The organism is Thermanaerothrix sp. (assembly GCA_026417795.1).
Classification (GTDB): Bacteria; Synergistota; Synergistia; order Synergistales; family Synergistaceae; genus Thermanaerovibrio.
On the sequence record JAOACP010000026.1, the window covers coordinates 1 to 22183 of the forward strand.

Annotated in this window: 17 protein-coding genes and 1 tRNA gene; 7 read left to right on the forward strand and 11 right to left on the reverse strand. The window is 60.7% G+C overall.

Features of this window, described 5'->3' with window-relative positions; genetic code table 11:
• Positions 1–161 precede the first annotated feature (161 nt).
• The 6 genes from N2315_06500 to N2315_06525 all read right to left on the reverse strand — a co-directional run bounded on the left by N2315_06500 (position 162) and on the right by N2315_06525 (position 5397).
• The gene (locus N2315_06500) at positions 162–455 is read right to left on the reverse strand and encodes an SAM-dependent methyltransferase (GenBank protein MCX7828841.1); all 294 of its coding nucleotides are present in this window, start codon (positions 453–455) and stop codon (positions 162–164) included.
• An 18-nt stretch (positions 456–473) separates the two neighbouring features.
• Complete coding sequence (locus N2315_06505; protein ID MCX7828842.1) at positions 474–1094, reverse strand: N-6 DNA methylase; 621 nt, start codon at positions 1092–1094, stop codon at positions 474–476.
• 96 nt (positions 1095–1190) lie between these two features.
• Positions 1191–1562 carry a type I restriction-modification system subunit M N-terminal domain-containing protein gene (locus tag N2315_06510; protein ID MCX7828843.1) on the reverse strand — a complete coding sequence of 124 codons (372 nt, stop codon included), beginning with the start codon at positions 1560–1562 and terminating at the stop codon, positions 1191–1193.
• A gap of 469 nt (positions 1563–2031) precedes the next feature.
• Positions 2032–3459: an acyl-CoA thioesterase/BAAT N-terminal domain-containing protein gene (locus tag N2315_06515; GenBank protein ID MCX7828844.1), complete on the reverse strand. Its 1428-nt coding sequence runs from the start codon at positions 3457–3459 to the stop codon at positions 2032–2034.
• A 209-nt stretch (positions 3460–3668) separates the two neighbouring features.
• The gene (locus N2315_06520) at positions 3669–4118 is read right to left on the reverse strand and encodes a hypothetical protein (GenBank protein ID MCX7828845.1); all 450 of its coding nucleotides are present in this window, start codon (positions 4116–4118) and stop codon (positions 3669–3671) included.
• A gap of 196 nt (positions 4119–4314) precedes the next feature.
• Positions 4315–5397 (reverse strand): hypothetical protein, encoded by a 1083-nt coding sequence (locus N2315_06525; GenBank protein MCX7828846.1) that lies wholly within the window; start codon positions 5395–5397, stop codon positions 4315–4317.
• 138 nt (positions 5398–5535) lie between these two features.
• Between N2315_06525 and N2315_06530 the strand changes: the two genes are divergently transcribed.
• Both N2315_06530 and N2315_06535 read left to right on the forward strand, forming a co-directional pair.
• Entirely contained in the window at positions 5536–7884 is a 2349-nt protein-coding gene (locus tag N2315_06530; GenBank protein MCX7828847.1) for a PAS domain-containing protein, read from the forward strand.
• 70 nt (positions 7885–7954) lie between these two features.
• Entirely contained in the window at positions 7955–9457 is a 1503-nt protein-coding gene (locus tag N2315_06535; protein ID MCX7828848.1) for a DUF4139 domain-containing protein, read from the forward strand.
• Positions 9458–9472: 15 nt separating this feature from the next.
• Here N2315_06535 and N2315_06540 read toward each other — a convergent pair whose 3' ends face one another.
• Genes N2315_06540 through N2315_06550 form a run of 3 tightly spaced genes read right to left on the reverse strand, consistent with a single transcriptional unit; the run spans position 9473 to position 11994 of the window.
• Positions 9473–10072: a histidine phosphatase family protein gene (locus N2315_06540; GenBank protein MCX7828849.1), complete on the reverse strand. Its 600-nt coding sequence runs from the start codon at positions 10070–10072 to the stop codon at positions 9473–9475.
• A complete protein-coding gene (locus tag N2315_06545) occupies positions 10062–11192 on the reverse strand; it encodes an NTP transferase domain-containing protein (GenBank protein MCX7828850.1) in 1131 nt (376 codons plus the stop codon). The genes N2315_06540 and N2315_06545 overlap by 11 nt, the downstream gene beginning before the upstream one ends.
• A gap of 4 nt (positions 11193–11196) precedes the next feature.
• Positions 11197–11994 carry an XdhC/CoxI family protein gene (locus N2315_06550; protein ID MCX7828851.1) on the reverse strand — a complete coding sequence of 266 codons (798 nt, stop codon included), beginning with the start codon at positions 11992–11994 and terminating at the stop codon, positions 11197–11199.
• Between the two features lie 226 nt (positions 11995–12220).
• Here N2315_06550 and N2315_06555 point away from each other — a divergent pair, with 226 nt between their 5' ends.
• The 5 genes from N2315_06555 to N2315_06575 all read left to right on the forward strand — a co-directional run bounded on the left by N2315_06555 (position 12221) and on the right by N2315_06575 (position 18706).
• Complete coding sequence (locus N2315_06555) at positions 12221–12883, forward strand: TetR/AcrR family transcriptional regulator (protein ID MCX7828852.1); 663 nt, start codon at positions 12221–12223, stop codon at positions 12881–12883.
• Positions 12880–15957 (forward strand): efflux RND transporter permease subunit, encoded by a 3078-nt coding sequence (locus N2315_06560; protein MCX7828853.1) that lies wholly within the window; start codon positions 12880–12882, stop codon positions 15955–15957. Before N2315_06555 ends, N2315_06560 begins: the two co-directional genes overlap by 4 nt.
• 79 nt (positions 15958–16036) lie before the next feature.
• Positions 16037–17374 carry a TolC family protein gene (locus N2315_06565; protein MCX7828854.1) on the forward strand — a complete coding sequence of 446 codons (1338 nt, stop codon included), beginning with the start codon at positions 16037–16039 and terminating at the stop codon, positions 17372–17374.
• A gap of 21 nt (positions 17375–17395) precedes the next feature.
• Positions 17396–18559, forward strand: coding sequence for an efflux RND transporter periplasmic adaptor subunit (locus N2315_06570; protein MCX7828855.1), 1164 nt, complete (start codon positions 17396–17398; stop codon positions 18557–18559).
• Positions 18560–18630: 71 nt separating this feature from the next.
• Positions 18631–18706: transfer RNA gene (locus N2315_06575), tRNA-Glu, on the forward strand.
• A 162-nt stretch (positions 18707–18868) separates the two neighbouring features.
• Here N2315_06575 and N2315_06580 read toward each other — a convergent pair.
• Together N2315_06580 and rlmN are read right to left on the reverse strand one after the other, a co-directional pair.
• Positions 18869–20218 carry an MATE family efflux transporter gene (locus tag N2315_06580; protein ID MCX7828856.1) on the reverse strand — a complete coding sequence of 450 codons (1350 nt, stop codon included), beginning with the start codon at positions 20216–20218 and terminating at the stop codon, positions 18869–18871.
• A gap of 458 nt (positions 20219–20676) precedes the next feature.
• Entirely contained in the window at positions 20677–22173 is a 1497-nt protein-coding gene (rlmN, locus tag N2315_06585; protein MCX7828857.1) for a 23S rRNA (adenine(2503)-C(2))-methyltransferase RlmN, read from the reverse strand.
• Positions 22174–22183 lie beyond the last annotated feature (10 nt).

A 22183-nucleotide genomic window follows, 5' to 3' on the forward strand; every position in this document is an offset into this window, starting at 1 on the left:
AGATCCCTGCCTTAGTTTAGATTTTTACATGAGGCAACCCGTCTCGTTCGTTTAGATTCTTAAGAGAGGCAACATGGATCCTTGACTGTTCGGTCTCCTCAAACTGGAGGAAGGTATCCACAATGCGGCGGATGTCCTCTTCGGACAGCTCACAGTTCTTCTTACCCAGGTTCTTGCGAAGCGGCTTGTAGCGGCTTGTACCACTGCGTGGCGTCAATGAGCTGCACGCGACCTTTACGGCGCTCGGGCTTCCTGTTCGTGAGCACCCAGATGTAGGTGGCAATGCCCGTGTTGTAGAACATGTTAAGCGGCAGGGCCACAATGGCTTCGAGCCAGTCGTTTTCGATGATCCAACGGCGGATGTTGCTCTCTCCCTGGCCGGCATCCCCCGTAAACAGGGACGAGCCATTGTGCACCTCCGCAATGCGGCTGCCAAGCTGGGTATTATGCTTCATCTTAGATGAGCATATTAGCTAAAAATAGCATCTGACCATCGCTGGAGCGAGTAATGAGAGAGAGTTCTTCTCCACGGTGTTGGACAACAAAGCGGGGATCCTTGATACCTGTCTTGCCACCCATGCGCTCCAGGTCACTCTTCCAACTTTTGCCATAAGGCGGGTTGGAGAGCATGAAGTCGAAGGTACGACCGGGGAAGGCGTCGTTGGAGAGAGTCGAATACTCGGGTCCGCCCACGATGTTATCCGCCGCCTCGCCCTCGCCCTTAAGGACTTAAGGAGCAGGTCGGCCTTGCAGATGGCGTAGGTTTCGGCGTTGATCTCCTGGCCAAAAAGATGCACCGAGACCTGCTTGTTGCGTTCATTTGCCAGATCAAATAGAGCTTCTTCGGCCACTGTGAGCATTCCACCCGTACCGCAGGCGCCATCGTAGAGCAGGTAGGTTCCCGATTCGATCACGTCCGCAATGGGTTCGAAGATGAGACGGGCCATCAGACGCACAGCGTCACGGGGTGTCCAGTGCTCGCCGGCTTCCTCGTTGTTTTCCTCGTTGAAGCGGCGCACCAGCTCCTCGAAGATGGTGCCCATGGCGTGATTGTCCAGGTCAGGCAGCCGGACGGTGCCGTCGCTGTTTAGCACGGGGTAAGGACTCAAATTGATGGACGGGTCAAGGAATTTTTCGATGAGCGTGCCCAGGGCGTCGCCTTTAGTCAGACGGGGGATCTGGTTTCGGAATTAGAAGTTATCAATGATTTCCTGTACATTGGACGAAAAGCCATCGAGGTAGGCGCGAAAATCCGCCTCCAGTTGCTGGCGGCTTGAGCGCGCCCGAAGATCCCGCAAAGTGAACGGCGAGGTGTTGTAGAAAGCCTGCCCCGCCGCCTGTCGCAGGGCTAAACGCTGATCAACAATGCCAGCCTTATCGAGCTGGGCTTTCATATCCAGCACAGCCTGCTTTGTGGGCTCCAGCACCGCATCGAACCGTCGGATAACGGTCATCGGCAGAATAACGTCACGATACTTACCACGCACGTAAATGTCCCGCAACACATCATCAGCGATGCTCCAGATGAAATTGGTAATCCACGTTAGCTGGCCGTTTTCCACGTTAATCCCCCCTCGGAAATCCCTCAATTTACTGTTGAACAACAGTGGTTGCCTGCGCAAATATCAGCAATATCCCGTAAAGCCTAACAACATATTCTTGTACTCAGCAGCATCCATATGGCCTCGCAGCTTGTCGGCCATCTCCCAAAGCCTGTTCTCAAAACCCAGGCTGGCTCCGTTTTGTCGTTCCCCCATCGCCATACTGCCCCCTTTAAAATTTTAGTTCCTTCGGCGCAGCCATAAAACCACTAGCCCACATTCGGTCAAAAACATACTACCCCTAAACCACTTAATCAATTTCTACAAAACCATACATAGGCTTTAAACCCACAACAACCTCCAGGACACATCAATATCATACAAGACCATCGGTCCTCGTCTTCGCCAGGGCGGAACAACGGCCGGGACTAAAGACTAAAAAAAGGAGCAGCGTCCGCTGCCCCTTCTTCCGCCAAGAGCCCCTTGGACCTTAATTCCCGCCCCCCAGGTGCCTTCGCAGGAACTCAAGGATCTTGGGCCACGAATCCATGGCGGCCCTGGCGTTGCCCTCCGGCGAGCCCCCAAGGTCCTCGGCAAAGGCTCCTGGGATCTGAAGCCAGTTCACCGTGGTGGGCGAGTAAGGGGCGCTTATCTGGTGCCCCGCCACCTCATAATGAAGGCGCACATCCGGGAAGGGATGCCCCTTCGACCTAAGCCTTTCCATGATCATCTGCGACATCCTGCCCGCGGGCCACACCCCGTCCTGACCGCCGGACACCAGAAGCACCGGCCCGTTTATCCTCTCCACCTCTATGGCCGCGCTTTCCACCGCATCCTTATCCTGAAGCGCGTATTCATACATGGGGGCGGTGGCCCAGGGTTGTTTCTTGGCCATGGCGGCGAAGAAGCTCTCCGAAAGCTCCTGGTTGAAAACGATGGGCACGAAGGCCAGGGGCTCACCCTTTACGCTCCAAGAGGACCTGTGGTTCCGCCCCATCTCCGGGCCGGTCCCCTCGAAAACCACCGCGCTGGGCGACTTGGCCACCACCGCCTTGACCTCAGGATAGTAAGACGCCGCCACAAGGGCCAGCTCCGCACCCTTGGAGGCCCCCCAAAGGCCGATGGCGTCGCCCTTCACCCTGGGATGGGCTTTAAGCCACTCTATGGCCCGCCCCACCGTCTCAAGGGGTATCTCCACGAGGGCGGGAGGAAGCCCCTCCATGCCGAAGTAAGCAAGGGCCAAGGTGACGTAGCCGTGGGACGCGTATATGGCCGCCGCCGGCTCGTAGGTGCCCCCCTCGGAGCCGCTCAACACGATCAAGGCCGGCCGCCTACCCTCCCCGTGAGGCAGGAAAAGGGTGCCCACCACCCCGCCATCCCGGACCTCCACCCTTTGAACCCCAGGCAGCATGAGAAGCCTCTCCACCGTGCGGGATAAGGCGACCCCCTGGGCCTCCGCAGAAACCGTGATCCTCTGGGGCGCTAGGCTCTTCCCAAAGGCTCCGGCGGAATCTCCCGAAACCGGGACCATGGACCAGAAAAGCCCCGCCGGGTCCACCCCCTCGTAGCTTCCCGAGATGGGAGACTGAAGCGCGGGGTCCACCACCCCATGATGGTCGGCGTTGAACAGGGCGCTTGACTCCCACCGGACGCCGTACCCGTCCTCCTGGGCGGCAACCAGCCTTACCGGCGCGCCGGGGGCTATACCAGTCACCCTTATGCGCCAGGGTTCGCCGGAAAGGGCCGCCGGGGGCTCAACCTCAAGCCTTGCGGTACGGCCCCCCGGCTCCATAGAACCATTCCCCTGGCCTACATCCCCGCCAGAGGCTCCCCCCGCACCCCCAAAGGCCGCGCCGGGAAACACGAAGGCAAAGCCGCACAACAACAAAACCAGGAAAGCCAAATGTTCCTGCCTCATCCCTCTACCCCCCCTGCCTCTTTTAATCAATCATGGAGACGATGCCCCGTGATCAAGGCCTGCGGCGGCCAAGCCCCGATCACGGCCCGTTACCAGCCCCTAAGCCGCCTCGGCAGCACCCCTTATCGGATATCCGAATAAGCAAGACGCCTCCAATGCCCGCCATGCCTGCCGCCCTGTGGTCATCCTAAGCCAAATCAACGCTCCCCTTAGGAGCGCCCTTCCCACTTAGCCTTCAAGAGCCAACAGGCGATGAGGGTAAGAGGTATGAGGACGTCCGACACGGCGGGGAACACGTTGCCGGGGTTGAAATTTTGCGCCAGCAGCATTTCCTTTACGTGGTTGACGGCGGCGCCAAGGTAGAAGGTGGAGAAGATGACGATCACCGCCAGCCAGAAGGTCCCCCGGTACCAGAAGCACATGAAGCCCGCTATGGCGATCCCCAGGGAGACAAAACCCAGCTCCTTTTGAAAGCCGTTCGACGCCCAGCCGATTTGGGCGGCGATCTTCTCGCTCATGAAGACGTGGCCCACAAAACCCATGAGACTTGACAGGGCTACGGTGATGACAAGCTGGTACAACAACAGCGTCTCAGCCACATGGGCGGCGTCCCGCGGCTTCTTCTTCACCACCGCCGCGATGCCCACCAACAGACCCAACAAATACAAACCGATGAAAAACACCCCCACCAACCCCCTTCCGCCCAAAAATCAAAAAACCGCCCCGGCCAAAGCCACCTCCAACCAATACACAACGATAATATCATGAATTTTTCTCCAACCCATCTATACCTACGGGATCCTTGTTCCGGTTTTTAGCATCCTATAACCTCACCCTCATCCCTCAGGCGTTCGACTAAAGGAGCTTTGGCAGAAGGGGTATCAGTTCCAGGGCTATGAGGGCTATTATTATCCACTCCAGCAAGTTGGCCCTTAGGGCCTGGATCTCCCCTTCGAGCATCTCGCAGGCGTCCTTCAGCTCCCCAAGCTTGCGCTCCATGGAGTCCACCCAGGCCTGGGTCTTTAGGACCCGGAGGGCCTTGGCGTACACCTGAGAGTAATAGGCGTCCTCGGTCACCTTGACAGAGGAGAGGATGGAGTCCATGGCAAGCCTTGCGTCCAACACCAGCTTCATGGCCTCCCTTCGAACCCTTATGTAACCGCCGGAAAAGAGCGCCTTAAGGTGGGCGCTCTTCATGTCCATGGCGCCGTATAGGGCCCCAAGGCGCCGGCTCACCTCCCCGTCGTAGTACCTAGCCTCCAGAAGCTGCAGCAGCGCGTACTCCACTATCATCATTATGTCGTCGGGTTCCCGGTCGGATATGAAGGCCCCGTCGTAGTTCATTACCAAAAGGTCGTCCTCCAGGTACGACATGGCGTTGCCCATAAGGGCCTCCAATAGGTGCTTCGAAAGAGGCCGACCCTCGCCGTACATCATGGAAGCAAACCGCCAGCTCTCCTTGAACTCCCTCATCCCAAGCCCACCCTGGGCCTTTTGGACCACGAAGAACGTGAACTCCTCGGTGAGGTCCGGATCCCACCACACCGAAAGGCCCGCACCTTTCATGGCCTCAAAGGCCTCCCGGGCAAGGCGGTCCACCTCCAGGGACGCCGAAGATGAAGACCTTATGGCCATGGAGGCCTCCGCGAACTCATCATCCGTAAGACCCTCAAGAGGAAAGGACAGGGAGAACCCCACCACCCCGCTCTCGTAGGCCCTAAAGGCAACCTCGCAGCGGTACCCATCCACCACCCACTCCCCAAGGTCCATAACCACCGGAGGCCTTGCCAGCTCTATGGCCCCACCCACGGGGCGCCTTAAAAACCTCACCTTAGGGCCAGGGCTCGTGGGGTAAATGCCACCCACCACTCCAAGGTCCAGCTCCTCCGCCACGTCATAAAGCTTAAGCCGCACCACCCGTCCCGATTCTATCCTCAAAACCAATGCCCCCTTCCTTACAAGGCACCACCATACCAGGTTTTTAGCATATAATGCTTAGAATGTTACATCCAAAGGGAACAAATGGCTGAACTAAACATTTTGAACCGCTTATTTTATGATATACTAACCGGCAAAATGCACTACAAGATGCGAAAGGGGATACCCATGCAGGAAGGGCAGCATACAAAAGGGGGGCCGAGGGATCTTAACTGGTTCCTTGAAGGGCACCGGGGGCTCATAATTGGGTTCCCCAAGGGGATGATAGTGCTCTCCCCCCGGGGCGAGGTGGCACTGTGCAACAGGGCGGCCCTCAATCTTTTGGGTTTCGATCCCTCGACGGAATGCGAAAGACTTCAAGACCTTGAGGCCTTCACCTTCAACGGCGACGTGGAGGTCTCCCTTGATGAGGCATTGAATGAGGCCCTAAGCCGGGGCAGCTTCGACTCCAACTGTCTCATCAAAACGCCATGGGGGGCCTTAAGACCCCTTAACCTGAGTGTGACCCCCATCAAGAACCCAGATGGGGAGACCATAGGGCTGCTGTGCATACTCACGGGCCTTGACGAGCTTTGGAAGCGGCAGGAGGAGCTCAAGGAAAGCGACAGGAGGCACCGGGAGCTGTTCACGCTTCTTAGGACCATGTGCGACAACGTGCCGGACATGATATGGGCCAAGGACCTCAACAAGCGCTACATATTCGCCAACCGGGCGCTGGCGGAAAAGCTCCTGAACGCCAAGGACACCGACGAGCCCATAGGCAAGACGGACCTTTTCTTCGCCACCCGGGAGAGGGAGTCCCATCCGGAGGACCCCCAGTGGCACACCTTCGGGGAGATATGCCAGGACTCGGACCTGTTGACCTTGGAGGCCATGGCCCCGAGCCGTTTCGACGAGTGGGGCAACGTGAAGGGCAAGTTCCTGTTCCTGGACGTCCACAAGGCCCCCTTCTTCGACCAAAACGGGATGCTCATAGGCACCGTGGGCTGCGGCAGGGACATAACCAAGGAGAAGGCCATGGAGCAGGAGCTCCTTGAAAGCCGTCGCAGGCTCAAGCTGGCGTTGGAGTGCGGGGACATATACGCCTGGGAGTGGGACATACCCGGCGGCACCATCACGGTGAACCCTTCGCCCGATGACGAAGGGGACGGCGTTTCCTCCCCCTCCGAGGAGGTCGTCTTCGGCAGGATACACCCGGAGGACGCACCGGAGGTGAGGGCTAAGGTGGACGAGGTCCTGGCGGACAACCACGGCACCTTCGACCACATATTCCGCCGCCGGAACAGGCTTGGCCAGTGGGAGTGGATATGGTGCAAGGGGGCGGTGGTGGAGCGCCAGGAGGGACGTCCCACGAGGATAACCGGCGTAGCCCGCAACGTGTCGGAGCGGATGGAGGCCATAAGGGCCCTCTCAAGGTCCGAGTCCCGCTACCGGGCGTTGTTCGAGGGCTCCATGGACGGCCTGTTGGTGCTGGGAAGCGACAGCCTTCTCATAGTGGAGGCCAACGGAGCCGCCAGGCGGCTCTTGGGCAGGGACGATCCCATAGGGCTCAAGGTGCTCTTCTACCCCATCTCCGGCGAAGCAGAGCGCCCCTTGACAGCCCAGGAGCTGGCGGACAGGATCGGAAGCACTCCCCTTGAGGTCTTCGCCTCCGTCTCCGGCGGCGCCCCATCTCCGGTGGAGGTGCTGGCCAAGTGGATCGACCTTAACGAGGGACAAAGGGGCATCCTGGTGATATTAAGGAACCTGGCACCGGTACTCAAGATGCGCACCCAGCTCCTCCAGGCCCACAAGATGAGGGCCCTTTCCACCATGGCGGAGGGCATGGGGCACGAGCTGAACAACATCTTAGCCCCCCTCCAGGGCTACTCGGAGATGGGGCTTTCGGGCATGATGCCGCCTGAGACATGCTTCGCCAAGATATTGGACGGAGTCAAGAGGGCTAGGGAGCTCACCATGAAGCTCATGATGACGAACCGCCCCCCCGTGGAGGCGCCGGATACCATCGACCTCAGGGAATTCGTGGAGCGCCACGTGCCCATATTGTCGGAGAGCGCCCCGGAGGGCATATCGGTTTCCTGGTCCGTCCCGGACCGGCCCCTTCCCGTGCGGCTAATCATGGAGCACGCAAGGCAGGTGCTGCTCCACCTTTGGTCCAACGCCATATGGGCGGTGTCCCCCGGGGGCCGCATAGAGATATCCCTCCGGGAGGCCAATGTGGACCCCTCCCAGGCGGCCCTTAACCCCAACCTGTCGGAGGGTTCTTACGCGGTGCTTTCCGTGCGGGACGACGGATGCGGAATGGACGAGGTCACCAAGGCCAGGGCGCCGGAGCCGTTCTTCTCCTCCCGGGTGCCCTTAGGCTCCGGACTTGGGCTCTCGGTGGTCCACGGGCTCATAACCCACCACCAGGGGGCGGTGGTCATAGAGTCCACTCCCAACGAGGGCACCACGGTTCACCTGTACATACCCCTTTGCGGCCGATGACGGTAGGAACCGCGGGGAACAGAGGGAGCTTGCTGAAAACTCGCTTCAGCATCGTTAAAAACCTTTGGAGGTGGTTGAAGTGGCAGAACCTTTGAAAGGCCCGGCGGGGCAAGGCCCCTGGCGGCTTCCCAAGGCCATAAGGCCCCTTATGGCGGCGGGCTTGATGATGTTTCTCGTGGTGCCAAAAAGCGCCGCCGAGGATGTAAGACCCGCCTTAGAGGCCCACGTGTACCCCAACGGGGCCACCGCGGTCTTCAAGACGCCGGTAAACCGTCTGGAGGAGGTGTTGCTGCCCTCTTCCTACGGGAGGGACTCCATATCGGTGGCCATGGAGGGCGGCACCGTAAGCTCCGTCTCGATCCGGCAGGAGAGGCGTCCCGGGTGGGTGCCGCCGGCCCTCAAGGAGGAGGCGAAGGAGCTGGAGGGGTTGAAGGGACGGACCCGGGAGCTGCAGCTAGCCATAGCCGCCAGGGCCGTGGCCCTAAGGGCCTTCGACGCGGGAGCTCCAAAGGGCGGGGCCGCATCCCAGTGGGAGGCCAAGCGCATAAGCATGCAGCGGGAGATGATGTCCTGGCAGGACCAGCTACAGGCTCTAAAGGCCAAGGCGGACCAGCTCCAGGAGGAGATGGACCAAAGGAGCCCTAAGGGACGGGACCTGCTGAACCGGGTGGTTATAAGGGGGAACGGCACCGCCCGGCTGTCGGCCTTCACCGAGGACGCGTCCTGGAGGACCCGGTACCGGGTGGACGTGGACCCCTCCGGCAAGGTGGCCCTCACCGAGGAGCTTCTGATATCCCAGAAGAGCGGCATCGACTGGCATGGCGCCATAGTATGCCACACCGCGTCACCTAGGGAGTCCAACTGGACCCCGGAGATCTCCCCCTGGGTAGTAAACTTCTCCGCCCCGGTGGCGCTCTTCAGGACCGCCGCGCTCAAGGGCGCTCCTGAGCTTATGGACGCCAAGGAAGCCTCCTTTGAAGCCTCCACGGAGGACCTCACCTTCACCGCCAACGGCCTGGTGCCCGGCACAGGGGAGGAGGTCTCCATCACCAGCGGCAGGTTCAACCTGCAGGGATCGGTGGAGGTCACCCTAATCCCTCTCATCTCCTCCACGGCGTTCATGGAGGTCTCCACCTCACCGTTGGGAAGGATAATCCCCGGCGGCGAGGCGTGGGTCACGGTGGGCGGCATACCCACCGGCAAGGCGGCCATACCCTTCACCCCCAAGGGGGAAGGGCTTCGGTTCTCCGGCGGGAAGGTACCAGGCGTCACCGCATCCAGGGAGGAAACCATAAAAACCCGCAGCTCCGAGGGGGACCGGAACTTCATAAAGGGCGGCACCATCATCCGGGTCTTCAACGGCCTTGATAAGACCATGACGGTGGCCCTCAAGGACCGGGTGCCGTTCCCCGCCGACGGCTCCATAAAGGTTTCCTACTCCTGCTCCGTAAGGGAGGACTCTTACGATCAGGGGATACTCACCTGGAAGCTGGACATACCCCCCGGTTCCTCCAGGGAGGTAAAGGTGGAATACAAGATTACCTATCCAAAGGGAAAGGAACTGGACATTTAGCGGTCAGCGCCGCGGTTACACTAAGAGGGGAGAGAGGTTCGCCGCCTCCAGGCGGAAACCCCTTTCCCCTCTTTTCAAAAGGTGAACCCCGCAGTGGCGGTGCTCGATTACCCCGTAAAGCCCCAGGGGAAGGCGGGTAAGCGAACACGCAAGGGCCCACAGGGCGCCCCGGTGCCCTATCACCACAAGCCCGCCATCAAAGGCCCCATCAAGCTCATGGAAGGCCCCAAGCACCCTCTCCGCCAGGTCGGCGAAGCTCTCCCCCATGGGGGGCCTTACCCCCTCAAGGTCCCTTCCACGCTGGGCGAAGAGCTCCGGCCAGTCCCTCATCACCTGCTCCTTCGCAAGGCCGTCCCAGAGCCCAAGGTCCAGCTCCCTAAGGCCATCCACCACACGGGGGGTGAGACCCGCGATCTTGGCGGTCCTAAGACACCTAAGGGCGGGGCTTGAGACGCATGGAAGCCCCAAGGCCCCAAGCCGCCCAAGAAGGGCCTTAAGTTTTCCAGCCTCCTCCTTACCCTCCGGCGAGAGGTCCGGATCGGACCTTGAGCCGATCATGACGCCCTCAGGCACCGCCGGCCTTCCGTGCCTTACAAGAAACAGCTTATCTATCAAGGCTCAGTATCTCCTCAAGTTTCGCACCCGAAAGGGCCTCCACCTTACGGCGTATCTCCATGGCAAGGCCTATCCGGCGCTCCGCCCCCGCAAGGGCCATTGGGTCATCCTTGAACCTAACGCGCATCACATGAAGCCTATCCTCCAGGGTGATGAAACCGGTGCCCTTCACGGACTTGTCCGCCAAGAACAGCACCTCCGCCTCCAACGTCCTCACCCTCTCCGGCAGGTCCCGGTGGGATCCCACCATGTCCCCAAGGCGCTCAAAGCCAAGCCCCTTGAGGAAGGACTCCCCCGCCGCCTCGTGGTCCCCGTTGCCCTTTGCAATGTCGTGAAGCAGACACCCCGCCTCCAGCAGCGGAACGTCCAGCTGGACGCCCTTTGAGAGAAGGGCATCGGCCATCTTCATGGCGGCGCCGCACACCGCAAGCGAGTGGGACACCGCATCGCTGGGGGTGCCGTATATGTTCAGCATCTCAAGGCACTCCTCCCGATCTGGGATCTCCATCCTGTGAAGTCGGGAGAGGATGAGGTCAAGGTCCTCAGGGGTGTCCATGTCCAGAAGCACGTGGCTGTCGAAGACCGCCAGGGTCTCAAGCTTCCAGCGGTTCTCCTCCATAAGGGCCCTAAGCCCCCCCTCCCCTTGGAAGCTTAGGATGTCGACGAACCTGCGGCGGGATATGACCGGAGGGTGCCCGGTCTTACCCCTGAAGGCGGGGATGAGCGCGTCCAGATGTCCAGAGCTTTGGAGGGCCTTGAACCTATCCGCCAGGGCCCTTACGGTGCAGGGCCTCACCAAGGGGACGTCCACGGGGAACACGAAGGCCCCTTCCACTCCGGCACCCATGAGGGCCTCCACGCCCCGCCGGACCGACGAGAACATGCCGGAAGGATAGAGGGGGTTGAAGACCGGCGAAGCCCCGGCGGAAAGCGCCAGGCTCTCCGCTTCCTCCCGGTTGTGGCCTACCACCGCCACCACCGGGTCCGCTCCAGCGGAGGACAGGAGCTTTACGCAGCGCTCAACCGCCGTGGCGCCGCCCAAGTCAAGCCCGGGCTTGAAACGGCCCATGCGGCTGGAGTAGCCCCCAAGGAGCACCAGCCCCCCAAGCCTCGTGGACATTAGATCAATCCCACCAGGAGGCCCTAAGGGAATCCAGGTTGGCCCTCCTCTTAACCGCCACTATCTCAGCCATGACGGAAAGGGCTATCTCCTCCGGGGTCTCGGCCCCTATGGGGATTCCGACGGGCTTGAATATGCGCTCGAAGTGGGCCTCGCTCACGCCGTTGAAGAGCAGCGATTCCTTCAGGGCGATCAGCTTGCTCTTGGAGCCTATGAGCCCTATGTAGGCGGCATCCTTGGGCTCCAGAAGGCGCACCACCTCGGAGTCCAGGGCATGACCCCTGGTGCATACCACTATGTAGGTCCTGCGGTTGGACGTGAAGTCCCGCATGAAATCATCCAAGGATCCGGCGTACACCTCAGCGTATGGGAACCGCTCCTTGTTGGCGAACTCCTCCCGGTCGTCCCAAACCGCCACTGAGAACCCAAGGTACCGGGCAAGATCCGCTATGGCCTTGCCCACGTGGCCGGCCCCGAACACCACCACCTGGTCCTCACCGCCAAGCACTTCAAGGTACACGGTCACCTTCCCGCCGCACACCATGCCGTCCGCAGCGTTGAGATCCTTGGTGAAGGTGGCGCAGGACTCACCCTTGGCTATCATATCCAAGGCCTTTTGGATCACCTGGTGCTCCAAAAGGCCCCCGCCCACGGTACCAGCTATGGAACCGTCAAGGCGAACCCACATGGAGGAGCCCCTGCTCCTGGGGGAGGAACCAATCTCGTCCACCACGGTGCAGAGAACCCCGATACCTCCACAACTTACCTCGTCGTTCACGATCTTAAGAAGCTTCAGATCCAAACCACAACACCTCCACAGGGCATCCAGATCACACGAAGCGTTACGATTACATTATAAACCTCCAGCACTACTCTGACAGCCCTGCGTTCCTCATTTACACGCCTTTTACGTAAATTTCCCAAGTTGACCTAACTCACCGATGGGCGTAGACTTCACGGTCAGTGACCATTGGTCTAAAAAATGACCAACGTAACATCGGCATTAAGGTGGCAAGGGAGGCATTGGGTTGAGACTTTCGGGAAAGAAGCGGGACCTTCTGGAGGCGGTTACCAGGGAGGCCCTGTACGACGCGGCGGTGAAGATACTCAAGGAGGAGGGATGGAAGGGGTTAACCATGGAGAAGCTAGCCCAAGGAGCCGGCGTGGCCAAGGGCACCATCTACAACTACTTCGAGAGCAAGGGGGACGTGCTCTTCTTCGTGATGAAGCGCAACGGGGGCATCACCGCCGAGAAGCTCTCGGAGATATCCAAAGACGTGCTTGAGGGGAGGGTTTCGGCCTCCAGGGGCCTTGAGGAGGCGCTGGAGGTGGCAGCTTCGGGCATGTACAGGAACAGGCACGTGATCGCCGCCATCGGCAGGGCTTTCGAGGAGGACCCCTCCCTCATGGCCCGCAAGAGGGAGAAAATGTGCTGCGATGGGGATCATCCGTTGGGGATCATAAGGCGCTGCATGAAGGACATAATAGCGGCGGGGGTCAAGGACGGGAGCTTACGCGCCGTGGACCCGGACATGGCGGAGACNATAATCCACTGCACCATGATGGGGCTTGGAAGGCTCTTCGCCGTGGAGGGGGTAGACAGCGGCTTGCCGGCGGACAGGATAGGGGGATTTCTTAAGACCATGATACTCCACGGACTCACAGCGAAGGCGGAAGGGGTGACAGGATGAAGCTCTGGGAGTTCTCCGTAAGGCGCCCGGTGACGGTGACCATGGCGTCCTTGGCGCTCATAATATTCGGCCTTATGGCCCTGTGGTCCATGGGGGTGCAGCTCATACCGGACGTGGACTTCCCGGTGGTGACCGTCTCCACCTCCATGACCGGCGCCAGCGCCAAGGTCATGGACAACGACGTGGCGGACGTAATAGAGGACAAGCTGTCCAGAATATCGGGGATAGAGAACATCTCCTCCAGCAGCTACCAGGGACGCTCCATAACGGTGGTGGAGTTCGAGCTGGGCAGGGACGTGGACAAGGCGGCGGCGGACGTGAGGGACAAGGTAAACCTGGCCATGGGGTCCCTTCCCAGCGAGGCGGACACCCCGGTGGTGCAGAAGTTCTCCATAGGGGACCGGGCGATAGTCACCATGGCGGTGACGGGGGCCAACCCAAGGGAGCTGTCCCGTTTCGCCGACAAGGTGGTGAAGCCAAGGATCCAGGCCCTAGAGGGCGTGGGCGAGGTGGGCACCCCGGGGCTTAGAAGCCGGGAGATCCGGATTTGGCTGGATCCCGCCAAGCTGGAGGCTAGAAACCTCATGGTGAAGGACGTGATAGACGCCTTCAAGGCCAAACACGTGGAGCTTCCGGCGGGGAACATAAAGAACTCCCGGGAGGACCTGCAGATAAGGCTCATAGGGGAGTACTCCTCCGTGGAAGACCTGGCCTCCATGCCCATCAAGGTGTCCCAAGGTGCGGTGGTAAGGCTGTCCGACGTGGCCCGGGTGGAGGACGGAATGGAGGAGAAGGAGAGCGCCGCCATATACGACGGCAAGGACACGGTGTTCATCACCGTGAAGAAGCAGCGGGGAGCCAACGAGGTGGCCGTAAGCCGCAGGGTAAAGGCCGCCATGGAGGAGCTTCAGCGGGAGGCCCCGAAGGGGGTCAAGCTCCTGCTCATATCCGACGACTCGGACTACATAATGAGGTCCATAAAAGGGGTCTTCTCAAACGTCTTCCAGGCCATACTGCTCTGTTCCGCCGTCATGTTCCTGTTCCTCAAGACCTTGAGGGCCACCGCCATAGCGGTGATATCCATACCGGTGTGCCTTATAAGCAGCTTCCTTGTGATGAAGTGGCTGGGGCTCAGCATAAACAACCTCACCATGATGGGGATAACCCTGGCGGTGGGCATGGTGGTGGACGCCACCACGGTGGTGCTGGAGAACGTCCACCGGCACATCGAAGGGGGCATGAAGGTGTTGGACGCCTCCATAAAGGGCACCCAGGAGGTGGCCTTCTCGGTCACCGGGGGCGCCGCCACCACCGTGGCGGTCTTCGCCCCCATAGCCTTCATGGGTGGCATAGTGGGGCGTTTCTTCTACCACTTCGGCATAACGGTGGTGCTCACCATAACCATGTCACTCCTGGTATCCCTCACGTTGACTCCCCTGCTGTGCTCCGTGTTCCTCAAGGGGGAGCCCAAGGGTGGAAGGCTGGCTGCCGTTTTCGACGGGGCCTTCCGGCGGCTGGAGGAGGCTTACCGGCGGGGGCTTTTCTGGGCGGTGGCGCACCGCAAGACCGTGATACTCATGGCGGGGGGCCTCTTCGTCCTGGGCCTTGTGATCGCCGCCAACATCGGAAAGGGCTTCTTCCCATCCGACGACCGCGGCTCCTTCAGCATGGAGCTCACCATGCCTGAGGGCACCTCCCTGGAGAGGACCCAGGAGGTCATGACCCGCCTGGACTCGGTGATAAGGAAGAACCCCTACGTGAAGTACACCTACGGCGACGTGGGATCCGGCATGGGGGGAGAGGCCAACAAGGGCAGCATATCGGTGGAGCTGGTGCCCATAAAGGACAGGCCCCCCATAGAGCAGGTCATGGATCAGGTGAGGAACTCCCTGTCCTTCTTCAAGGAGGGCAAGCTGTCCTTCTCCCAGGAGGGCAGGAGCGGGGTCACCATGGTCCTGGCGGGCTCGACCCCCGAAAGGCTCTACGAGATAGCCCAGGCCATGAAGGACAAGCTGGAGGCCACCGGCAAGGTCACGGACTTCACCACCGACATAAGGCTCAACAAGCCCCAGCTGGAGGTGACGGTGAACCGGGCCATGGCGGACCAGCTGGACCTGAGCGTCAAGGACCTGGCCCAGGAGATCCAGGCCTACTTCGGAGGGGTGAAGGCTGGGGTATTCAAGGACCAGGGCTTCCGGTACGACATAAGGCTCATGGCGGACCCCTCCCTTAGGAGGTCCGTTGAGGACCTGGAGCGGGTGGCGGTGCGCTACAACGGAGGCACCGTCCGCATCCCGGGGCTGGTGAAGGTCCAGAAGGTGCTGTCCCCCAACGTCATAAACCGCTACTCCCGGAGGACGTCGCTTGAGATAAGCGTGAACGCCGCCCCAGGGGTATCCACCGGCGAGGTGATGACCCTCATGGAACAGGCCTTCAGGAGCTCCGCAAGGGAATCCGAGGGGGTTCAGATAATGCCCACCGGCCGTTCCAAGACCCAGCGGGAGGACTTCCAAAGGCTCTTCGTGGCCCTTGGCATAGCCATAGCCCTTGTCTACGTGGTGATGGCCATACAGTTCGAGTCCTTCCTGCATCCCTTTACGGTCATGTTCTCCCTGCCGCTTCTCACGCCAGGGGCCTTCGGGATGCTGGCGCTCATGGGGAACGAGCTGGACATGATGAGCTTCATGGGGATAATCCTCCTGGTGGGCATCGTGGTGAACAACGGGATAATCCTGGTGGACTTCATAAACCAGGAAAGGGAAAAGGGGTTCCCGAAGGTGGCGGCGGTATTAACCTCCGGTCCCCTTAGGCTTAGGCCGATCCTCATGACCGCCCTGAGCACCCTGGTTGGGTCCATCCCCACCGCCTTCAAGCTATCGGAAGGGGCCGGGTTCAGGCAGCCCATGGCGGTGGCGGTGGTGGGAGGGCTTTTCACCTCCACCCTGCTCACCCTGTTCGTGGTGCCGGTGGTGTACCTGGCGCTGGACGACGTGAAGGACCGGCTGAGAGCGTTAAAGCGAGCGCTGGCCCGGGGAGCCAGGAAGGTAAGCCCCTCCGGTTCCGATCTCAACTGATAAGAAGGGAGATTGCAACACCATGAATTTAATGGGGTGGCATAAGAAAAACACATCCCCTATAAGGGGCCTAAGGGCCATGGCAGCGGGGTTGGCCCTGTGCTTTGCGATGGCTTTTGAGGCCTTAGGGGCCCAGCCGGTGACCCTTACCGACGCCGTCATGTCCGCGTTGAAGCACAACCAGTCGGTGCTCTCCGCCGAGCAGGACCTGAGGAACGCCGAGGCCCTGCTGGCCCAAGCCAAAGGGGCGGCAATGCCGTCCCTCAGCGCCCTTGGCTCCTTCAGCAGGTCAAACGAGGAGGGGGCGGAGAGGAACAACTACGCCGATCTGTCCCTGAGCCAGACGGTATACGCCGGGGGGGCCATCACCGGAGCCCTAAGGCAGGCGGAGGCCAACCTGAGGAAGGCCCAGCACAACTTGAGACACTCCAGGGAGAAGGCCGCCAGGGAGGCCTACGAGGCCTTTCTTGACGCCCTTTTGGCCCAGGAGAACCTGAAGACCGCGGAGGAGAACCGCCTCTACTACCAGAAGGCCTGGGAGACCGCGGAAAAGCGCCTGGAAGCGGGCCTTAGCACCAAGCTTGAGGCCTCAAGGATGAAGCAGAGCCTCCGGGAGGCCCAGGGGGCGGTGGAGACCGCCAAGGGCAGCTTAAGGTCCGCCCTCATCACGCTGGCAAGGGTGATGGGAGTGGATCCCAATGAGGTCGCCTCGATTTCCGGCACCCTGGAACCCCCGAAGGAGTGGGCGGTACCGGGCCTTGAGGAGCTTAAGGCCCTAGCGCTTAAGGGAAGGAGCGATCTCATGGCCCTTCGGGAGGACCTATGGATCCAGCAGGAGGCGGTGAAGATAGCCGGCGCCTCCATGCGTCCCTCCGCCTCCCTTTCGGGGGGATACCGCTTTTACCAGGACAAAACCGGCTCCTCCTCCAAGGAGGGGGAGTGGACCGCCACGCTGAACCTGACGGTCCCGCTTCTTGACTTCGGCAGGACCGACGCCAAGATAGCCCAGGAGCAAGCGAAGCTCGAAAAGCTCAAGGTGAGCCTCAAGGACGCAGAGGACTCGGTGAGGGAGGCGTTGGAGAAGGACCTCATAGTCCTCAACACCGCGGTCCGAAACCGGGATATATACGCTGAGAACCTAGAGGTAGCAAGGGATAACCTGAGGCTCGCGGAGGTTGGGTACAAAGAGGGGGTTAACACCCAGCTGGACGTGATATCCGCCAGGAGGGATCTTAACAACGGGGAGCTCAAGTACCAGGAGACCCTTAAGGCCCTTCACGGGGCGTTGAAGGACATCTGGTTCCACTGCGGAGGGCTTATGGACAAAATGGACAAAATGGACAAAATGGACAAAACGGACAAAAAAATCCTAGACGGCGCCCCCGCTGGGGACCACAAGGGCGAAACGAGCCGCTGAGGCCATGGAGGTGTGCTGCTTATGATGATCGGCAAGGACGGAAGGCTAAAGATAAAAGGGGGCAAGTGGATCCTTTTGGCGGTGGCGGCTCTTGGTGCCATTGCCCTCATGGCAAGGACCTCCGGAAGGGAGGCCCCCAAGTCCAAGGCCCCCAAAGGGGAGTCAACCCCAGTGGTAAGCACGGTGCTTCCCCGGGAGGACGTATACCTTGACACCATGGAGGCGGTGTCCACCCTTGAGGCCCTGGAGGACTCCGTCATATCCCCAAAGGTGACGGCCCGCATAGTTCGGATGTCCGCCAAGCCGGGCCAGAGGGTTCGGAAGGGGCAGGTGCTGGCCCTTTTGGACTACCGATCCCAGGAGGCCCAGGTGAGCGCGTCTTACTCCCAGCTCAAGGCCAGCCAATCGGCGGTGCTTCAGGCCAAGGCGTCCCTGGACGACGCGGCCCGGGAGGTGGGAAGGTACGAGAAGCTTTTCAAGGAGGGCTACGCCACAAGGCAAGAGCTGGACAAGCGCAAGACCGCCTTTGAGCAGGCCAGGGCATCGTACCAGCAGGCCCTGGCCAACGCGGGAGCCTCCGAGTCCGCGTTGAGCGCCCAGAGGATAAACCGGCAGGACTACGTCATAACCGCCCCCATGGACGGGGTGGTGCTGGACGACTACGACATGGCCCCCGGCACCCTTGCGTCCCCCTCCACCCCGCTGTTCCGGGTGGCGAACCTCACAGCCCTTAAGGGCACCGTTAAGCTCCCGGAGGCGGAGCTGCGGTACCTTAAGGAAGGGATGGAGGCTAAGGTGGTGTCCGAGGCCCTGGGGGACGGAAGGGTCTTCAAGGGGAGGCTTTCCGTCATATACCCCTACGTGGACACCTCCACCAGGACCGTAAAGGCCCAGGTGCTGATCCAAGACCCCAAGGATCTAAAGCCCGGCATGCTGGCCAGGGTTACCTTCATAAAGGGCTCTAAGGAGGGGCTTGTCATCCCCTCCGACGCGGTAAGGGACGGCACCGTGATGGTCCTGGAGGACGGCAGGGTCAAAGCGGTTAAGGTAAAGCTCGGCAAGGATCGGGAGGGCTACGTGATGGTCACCGAAGGCCTTACCGGGAAAGACCGGGTTATCGCCCCATATCCCGAGGACCTCTCCGCGGGGGACAAGGCCCTGGAACAGGGGGATAAAAAGAACTGAAAATTTAGACCGAACTTGACCGCTTGTCAAACCCCAAAGGGGCTGTTATAATGCTCCTCGTTGAGCGAAGCGGTCCCATCGTCCAGAGGCCTAGGACGCCGGGTTCTCAGCCCGGAAACAGGGGTTCGAATCCCCTTGGGACTGCCAAGGATTTAAGAGCGGGGTCTTCTTTAAGACCCCGCCTTTTTTGTTTCGCCGTCCCCCAACGATCTCCAATCCCAATTACAACGCCAACTGCGGCGCTAGGATACGAAAGCGGGCCCCTGAGATGGGGGCCCGCAAAGCAAATGTAGATTTTCGTTTTAGCTGTTAGATTTGGCGATCCCTCATGGCCTTAAGACGCGGCACCAGCATGACGACGGTAACGGCGGCGGATATCAGGTCCGAAAGCGGAAAGGCGAGCCACACGCCCTTAAGCCCCATGACCGGTGGAAGGATCAGCAGGAGCGGGATAAAAAGGAAAACCTGCCTTGAGAGGGAGAGGATGAAGGCCACAAGGCCCTTGCCCATGGCCTGAAAGACGCTGGTACCTGCCACCTGAAGCCCCACGAAGGCGAACCCCATCCCCATGGTCCTCAAGGTCCTGGCGCCCAGGGCCACCAGGGAGGCGTCGGATGTGAAGAGCGAGAATATGTGACTTGGGAACAGGAGCATGGCAAGAAAGGCACCGGTGGATATGACCGAGGCCCCCAAAAGGGAAAGGCACACGGCCCTTAGGGCCCTATTCAACTTTCCCGCCCCGTAGTTGTAACCTAGGATCGGCTGCAGCCCCTGCCCCACCCCCACTATGGGCATGAAGGCCAGGGATACCACCCGGTTTACCACCCCGTAGGCCGCCACCGCCTGATACGAACCGTGCCGCTGGAGGCTTCCCACCACCAGCGCCGCCACCACCCCGGAGGCGCTGAGCCTGGTGAACTCCGACATGCCAACGGACAGCACCTGCCCAAGCACGCCAAGGTGGGGCCTCATGTGCTCCCTGCCGGGGGACAAAACCCCGCCCCTTACGAAGTAGTGCCACAGAAGCCACACCACCATGACCCCCTGGGATATGACGGTGGCCCAGGCGGCCCCCTTGACCCCCATCCGAAGGGGGAAGACGAAGACGTAGTCCAGCACCACGTTGGTTCCGGCGGACACGAACATGGTGGCCATGGCCAGCTTGGCCCTCCCCTGGGCCCTTAGCACGCTGTTCATCCCAACCCCCAGTATTATGAGGGGGAAGCCCAGCAGTATAACCTCAAGATACCCGCGGGCATGGGGCATCACCTCATATGAGGCCCCAAGAAGCCTAAGAAGCGGGGATATGCCGGCGGCGCAGAGAAAGGACAGAATACATCCAAGGACGGCCCCCATAACCATGAGGTTCCCCATGGCGAGCCGAGCGGTCCTCACGTCCCCGGCCCCAAGGCTCCTTGAAACCAGCGACGACGTGCCCACCCCACCCATGGTGGCAAAGGCCATGGCGAGGAACTGAACCGGGAACACCACCGCGGTTCCCGCCAATCCCAAGGGCCCCACCCCCCAACCTATGAAGAGGGCGTCCACGGTGTTGTACGTGGCCTGAACGAACATGCCCACCATGGCGGGCAAAGACAGCCGAACCAGAAGACGCCCCACCGGCTCGGTACCTAAGAACTCACTTCCCCTGTGCGACATGCCCAAAGAACACCTCCGAACAATCCCCTTGTCAACCTTAAAACCCCCAAGGCCCAGTGAATGGTGGGAAGAAAAGGACCACCCCCGCAGGGCGGGGAAAAGGCTACCGGCGGTCTTAAAAATGACCAGCGGTCAATATTAGCACTTACGCCCCAGGCGGTCAAAGTTTTTAAGCCCCATCGACGTTAGGGCACGTTACCCAGGACCAAAAGGCCCGCCGTTGGCTCAAAACCCCCTAGGATCCAGGCTTTAATTTTAACGGCACAAGGGACAGAGAAAGGCCAGGGGCCCCGGGCTGTCCCGGCGGCCCCTGGCATCTGAGGCGATATTTAAGCCCTAGATTCAACTACCGTGCAATTGGGCACAAGCACATCCTTCAACCAAGGCACGCCGGGAAGCGCCATGGACCCCCTTCTTCCTAAGCCACGGGGCCGCAAGGCCACAAAAATGCCAAAACGTCACCCCCGGCGGCCCCTTTCCTTGCCCTGTCCCCTTGATCCTTTAGACGAACCTCCAAGGCTGGGGCTGTGAGAGCCGCGCCCGCCCTCCCCCTTGGAAGAGCGCCTAGGCCCCCCTTTTCGTCCATGGCGGCCCTTGGGCGCCTCGTCCATTCCACCGGAGGCGCCGGGCCTTGAGAGCTTACCTCCGCCGGATCCAGCGGGAGGCTTAGGTTTAGACCCCCTGTCAGAAGCTGCCTTGGGGAGGGACTCTCGGCGTTTACCGGGGGCATCCAACACCCCCCCTAAGGCCCTGCTTGACGCCCCTCCGCTCCTTCCACGACCCTCGGCCCCATCCGCTGGAATCCCTTGGGGCCTTGAAGAATTGACCCTGCCAGAAGTCCCGGGGCGGCTTGGGCTAAACGACGGCTTACCCTGTCCTCTACCCAACGATTCCTCCCTAGGGCTCCTCTGGGCCCCCTCCTGGGTCTTAGCGGCTTCGTGCCGGCGCCGCAGCTGGCCGCAGGCGCCTCCCACGTCGGAACCCTTGCTCATCCTCACCGCCACCTGGTACCCCATGGAGGACAGTATCTCCGCAAAGGCGTTCACCCGGAAGGGGGGGGATGTTACGTACCTCCCGTCGCCGGTGCAGCTCCCGGGTATCAGGTTTACGAACACCGAAAGGCCCCGGAGGTACTCCCCAAGCTGCCTTGCCATGGAGGCAGAATCGTTCACCTTGTCGAACAGGGAGTACTCTATGGTCACCCTGTCGCCGGTGGCATCCTGATAGGCCTTGAGGGCCCCCTTAAGCTCCTTGAGGGGGTACTGGGCGTTTATGGGCACCAGCAGGTCCCTCAGATCGTCATTTGGGGCGTGGAGGGACACCGCAAGCCTTACCCCAAGCCCATCCTTGGCAAGCCTTAATATGCCGGGCACCACGCCGCTGGTTGAGATGGTGATGTGCCTTATCCCAAGCCCCCTCATCTTGGGGTGGTTGAGGTTCCTCACGGCCCCCATTACGTTATCGTAGTTGAGCATTGGCTCCCCCATGCCCATGAAGACCAGGTTCTTGATCTCCCCGAGCCGGGCCTCCATGGCCAGGAACTGGCCCACCATCTCCCCAACGGCCATGTTCCGCTCGAACCCCGACTGGCCGGTGGCGCAGAAGGGACACCCCAAGGGACACCCCACCTGGCTGGAGATGCAGGCCGTAAGCCTGCCCGGATGGACTATGGCCACGGACTCCACCGAAGACCCCCCGAAGTCCCACAGGAACTTCTTCGTGCCGTCCCTCCGGGAGGACACCACCTTTTCAAGCCTTGGGATCTCAACCCGGAAGAGCTCCTCCAGCTTCTTGCGCATCTCGAGCCCTATGTCGCTCATGAGCTGCCACTCGAAGACATGCTTCCCGTAGAGCCAACCGCATATCTGGTCCGCCCTGAAGCGCTTTTCCCCCAAAGCCTCCATCTCCGCCACCCAGTCCTGGTAACCCAGGGACAGGGCATCCTTCTTAGGCATGAACAGTCCT

Bases quoted from the DNA above. Each gene is read 5' to 3' on its own strand.
- N2315_06500 (MCX7828841.1), bottom strand. From the start codon at position 455: ATGAAGCATAATACCCAGCTTGGCAGCCGCATTGCGGAGGTGCACAAT.
- N2315_06530 (MCX7828847.1), top strand. From the start codon at position 5,536: ATGCACTACAAGATGCGAAAGGGGATACCCATGCAGGAAGGGCAGCAT.
- rlmN (MCX7828857.1), bottom strand. From the start codon at position 22,173: ATGCCTAAGAAGGATGCCCTGTCCCTGGGTTACCAGGACTGGGTGGCG.
- N2315_06565 (MCX7828854.1), top strand. From the start codon at position 16,037: ATGGCAGCGGGGTTGGCCCTGTGCTTTGCGATGGCTTTTGAGGCCTTA.
- N2315_06570 (MCX7828855.1), top strand. From the start codon at position 17,396: ATGATGATCGGCAAGGACGGAAGGCTAAAGATAAAAGGGGGCAAGTGG.
- N2315_06545 (MCX7828850.1), bottom strand. From the start codon at position 11,192: ATGTCCACGAGGCTTGGGGGGCTGGTGCTCCTTGGGGGCTACTCCAGC.
- N2315_06560 (MCX7828853.1), top strand. From the start codon at position 12,880: ATGAAGCTCTGGGAGTTCTCCGTAAGGCGCCCGGTGACGGTGACCATG.
- N2315_06580 (MCX7828856.1), bottom strand. From the start codon at position 20,218: ATGTCGCACAGGGGAAGTGAGTTCTTAGGTACCGAGCCGGTGGGGCGT.
- N2315_06515 (MCX7828844.1), bottom strand. From the start codon at position 3,459: ATGAGGCAGGAACATTTGGCTTTCCTGGTTTTGTTGTTGTGCGGCTTT.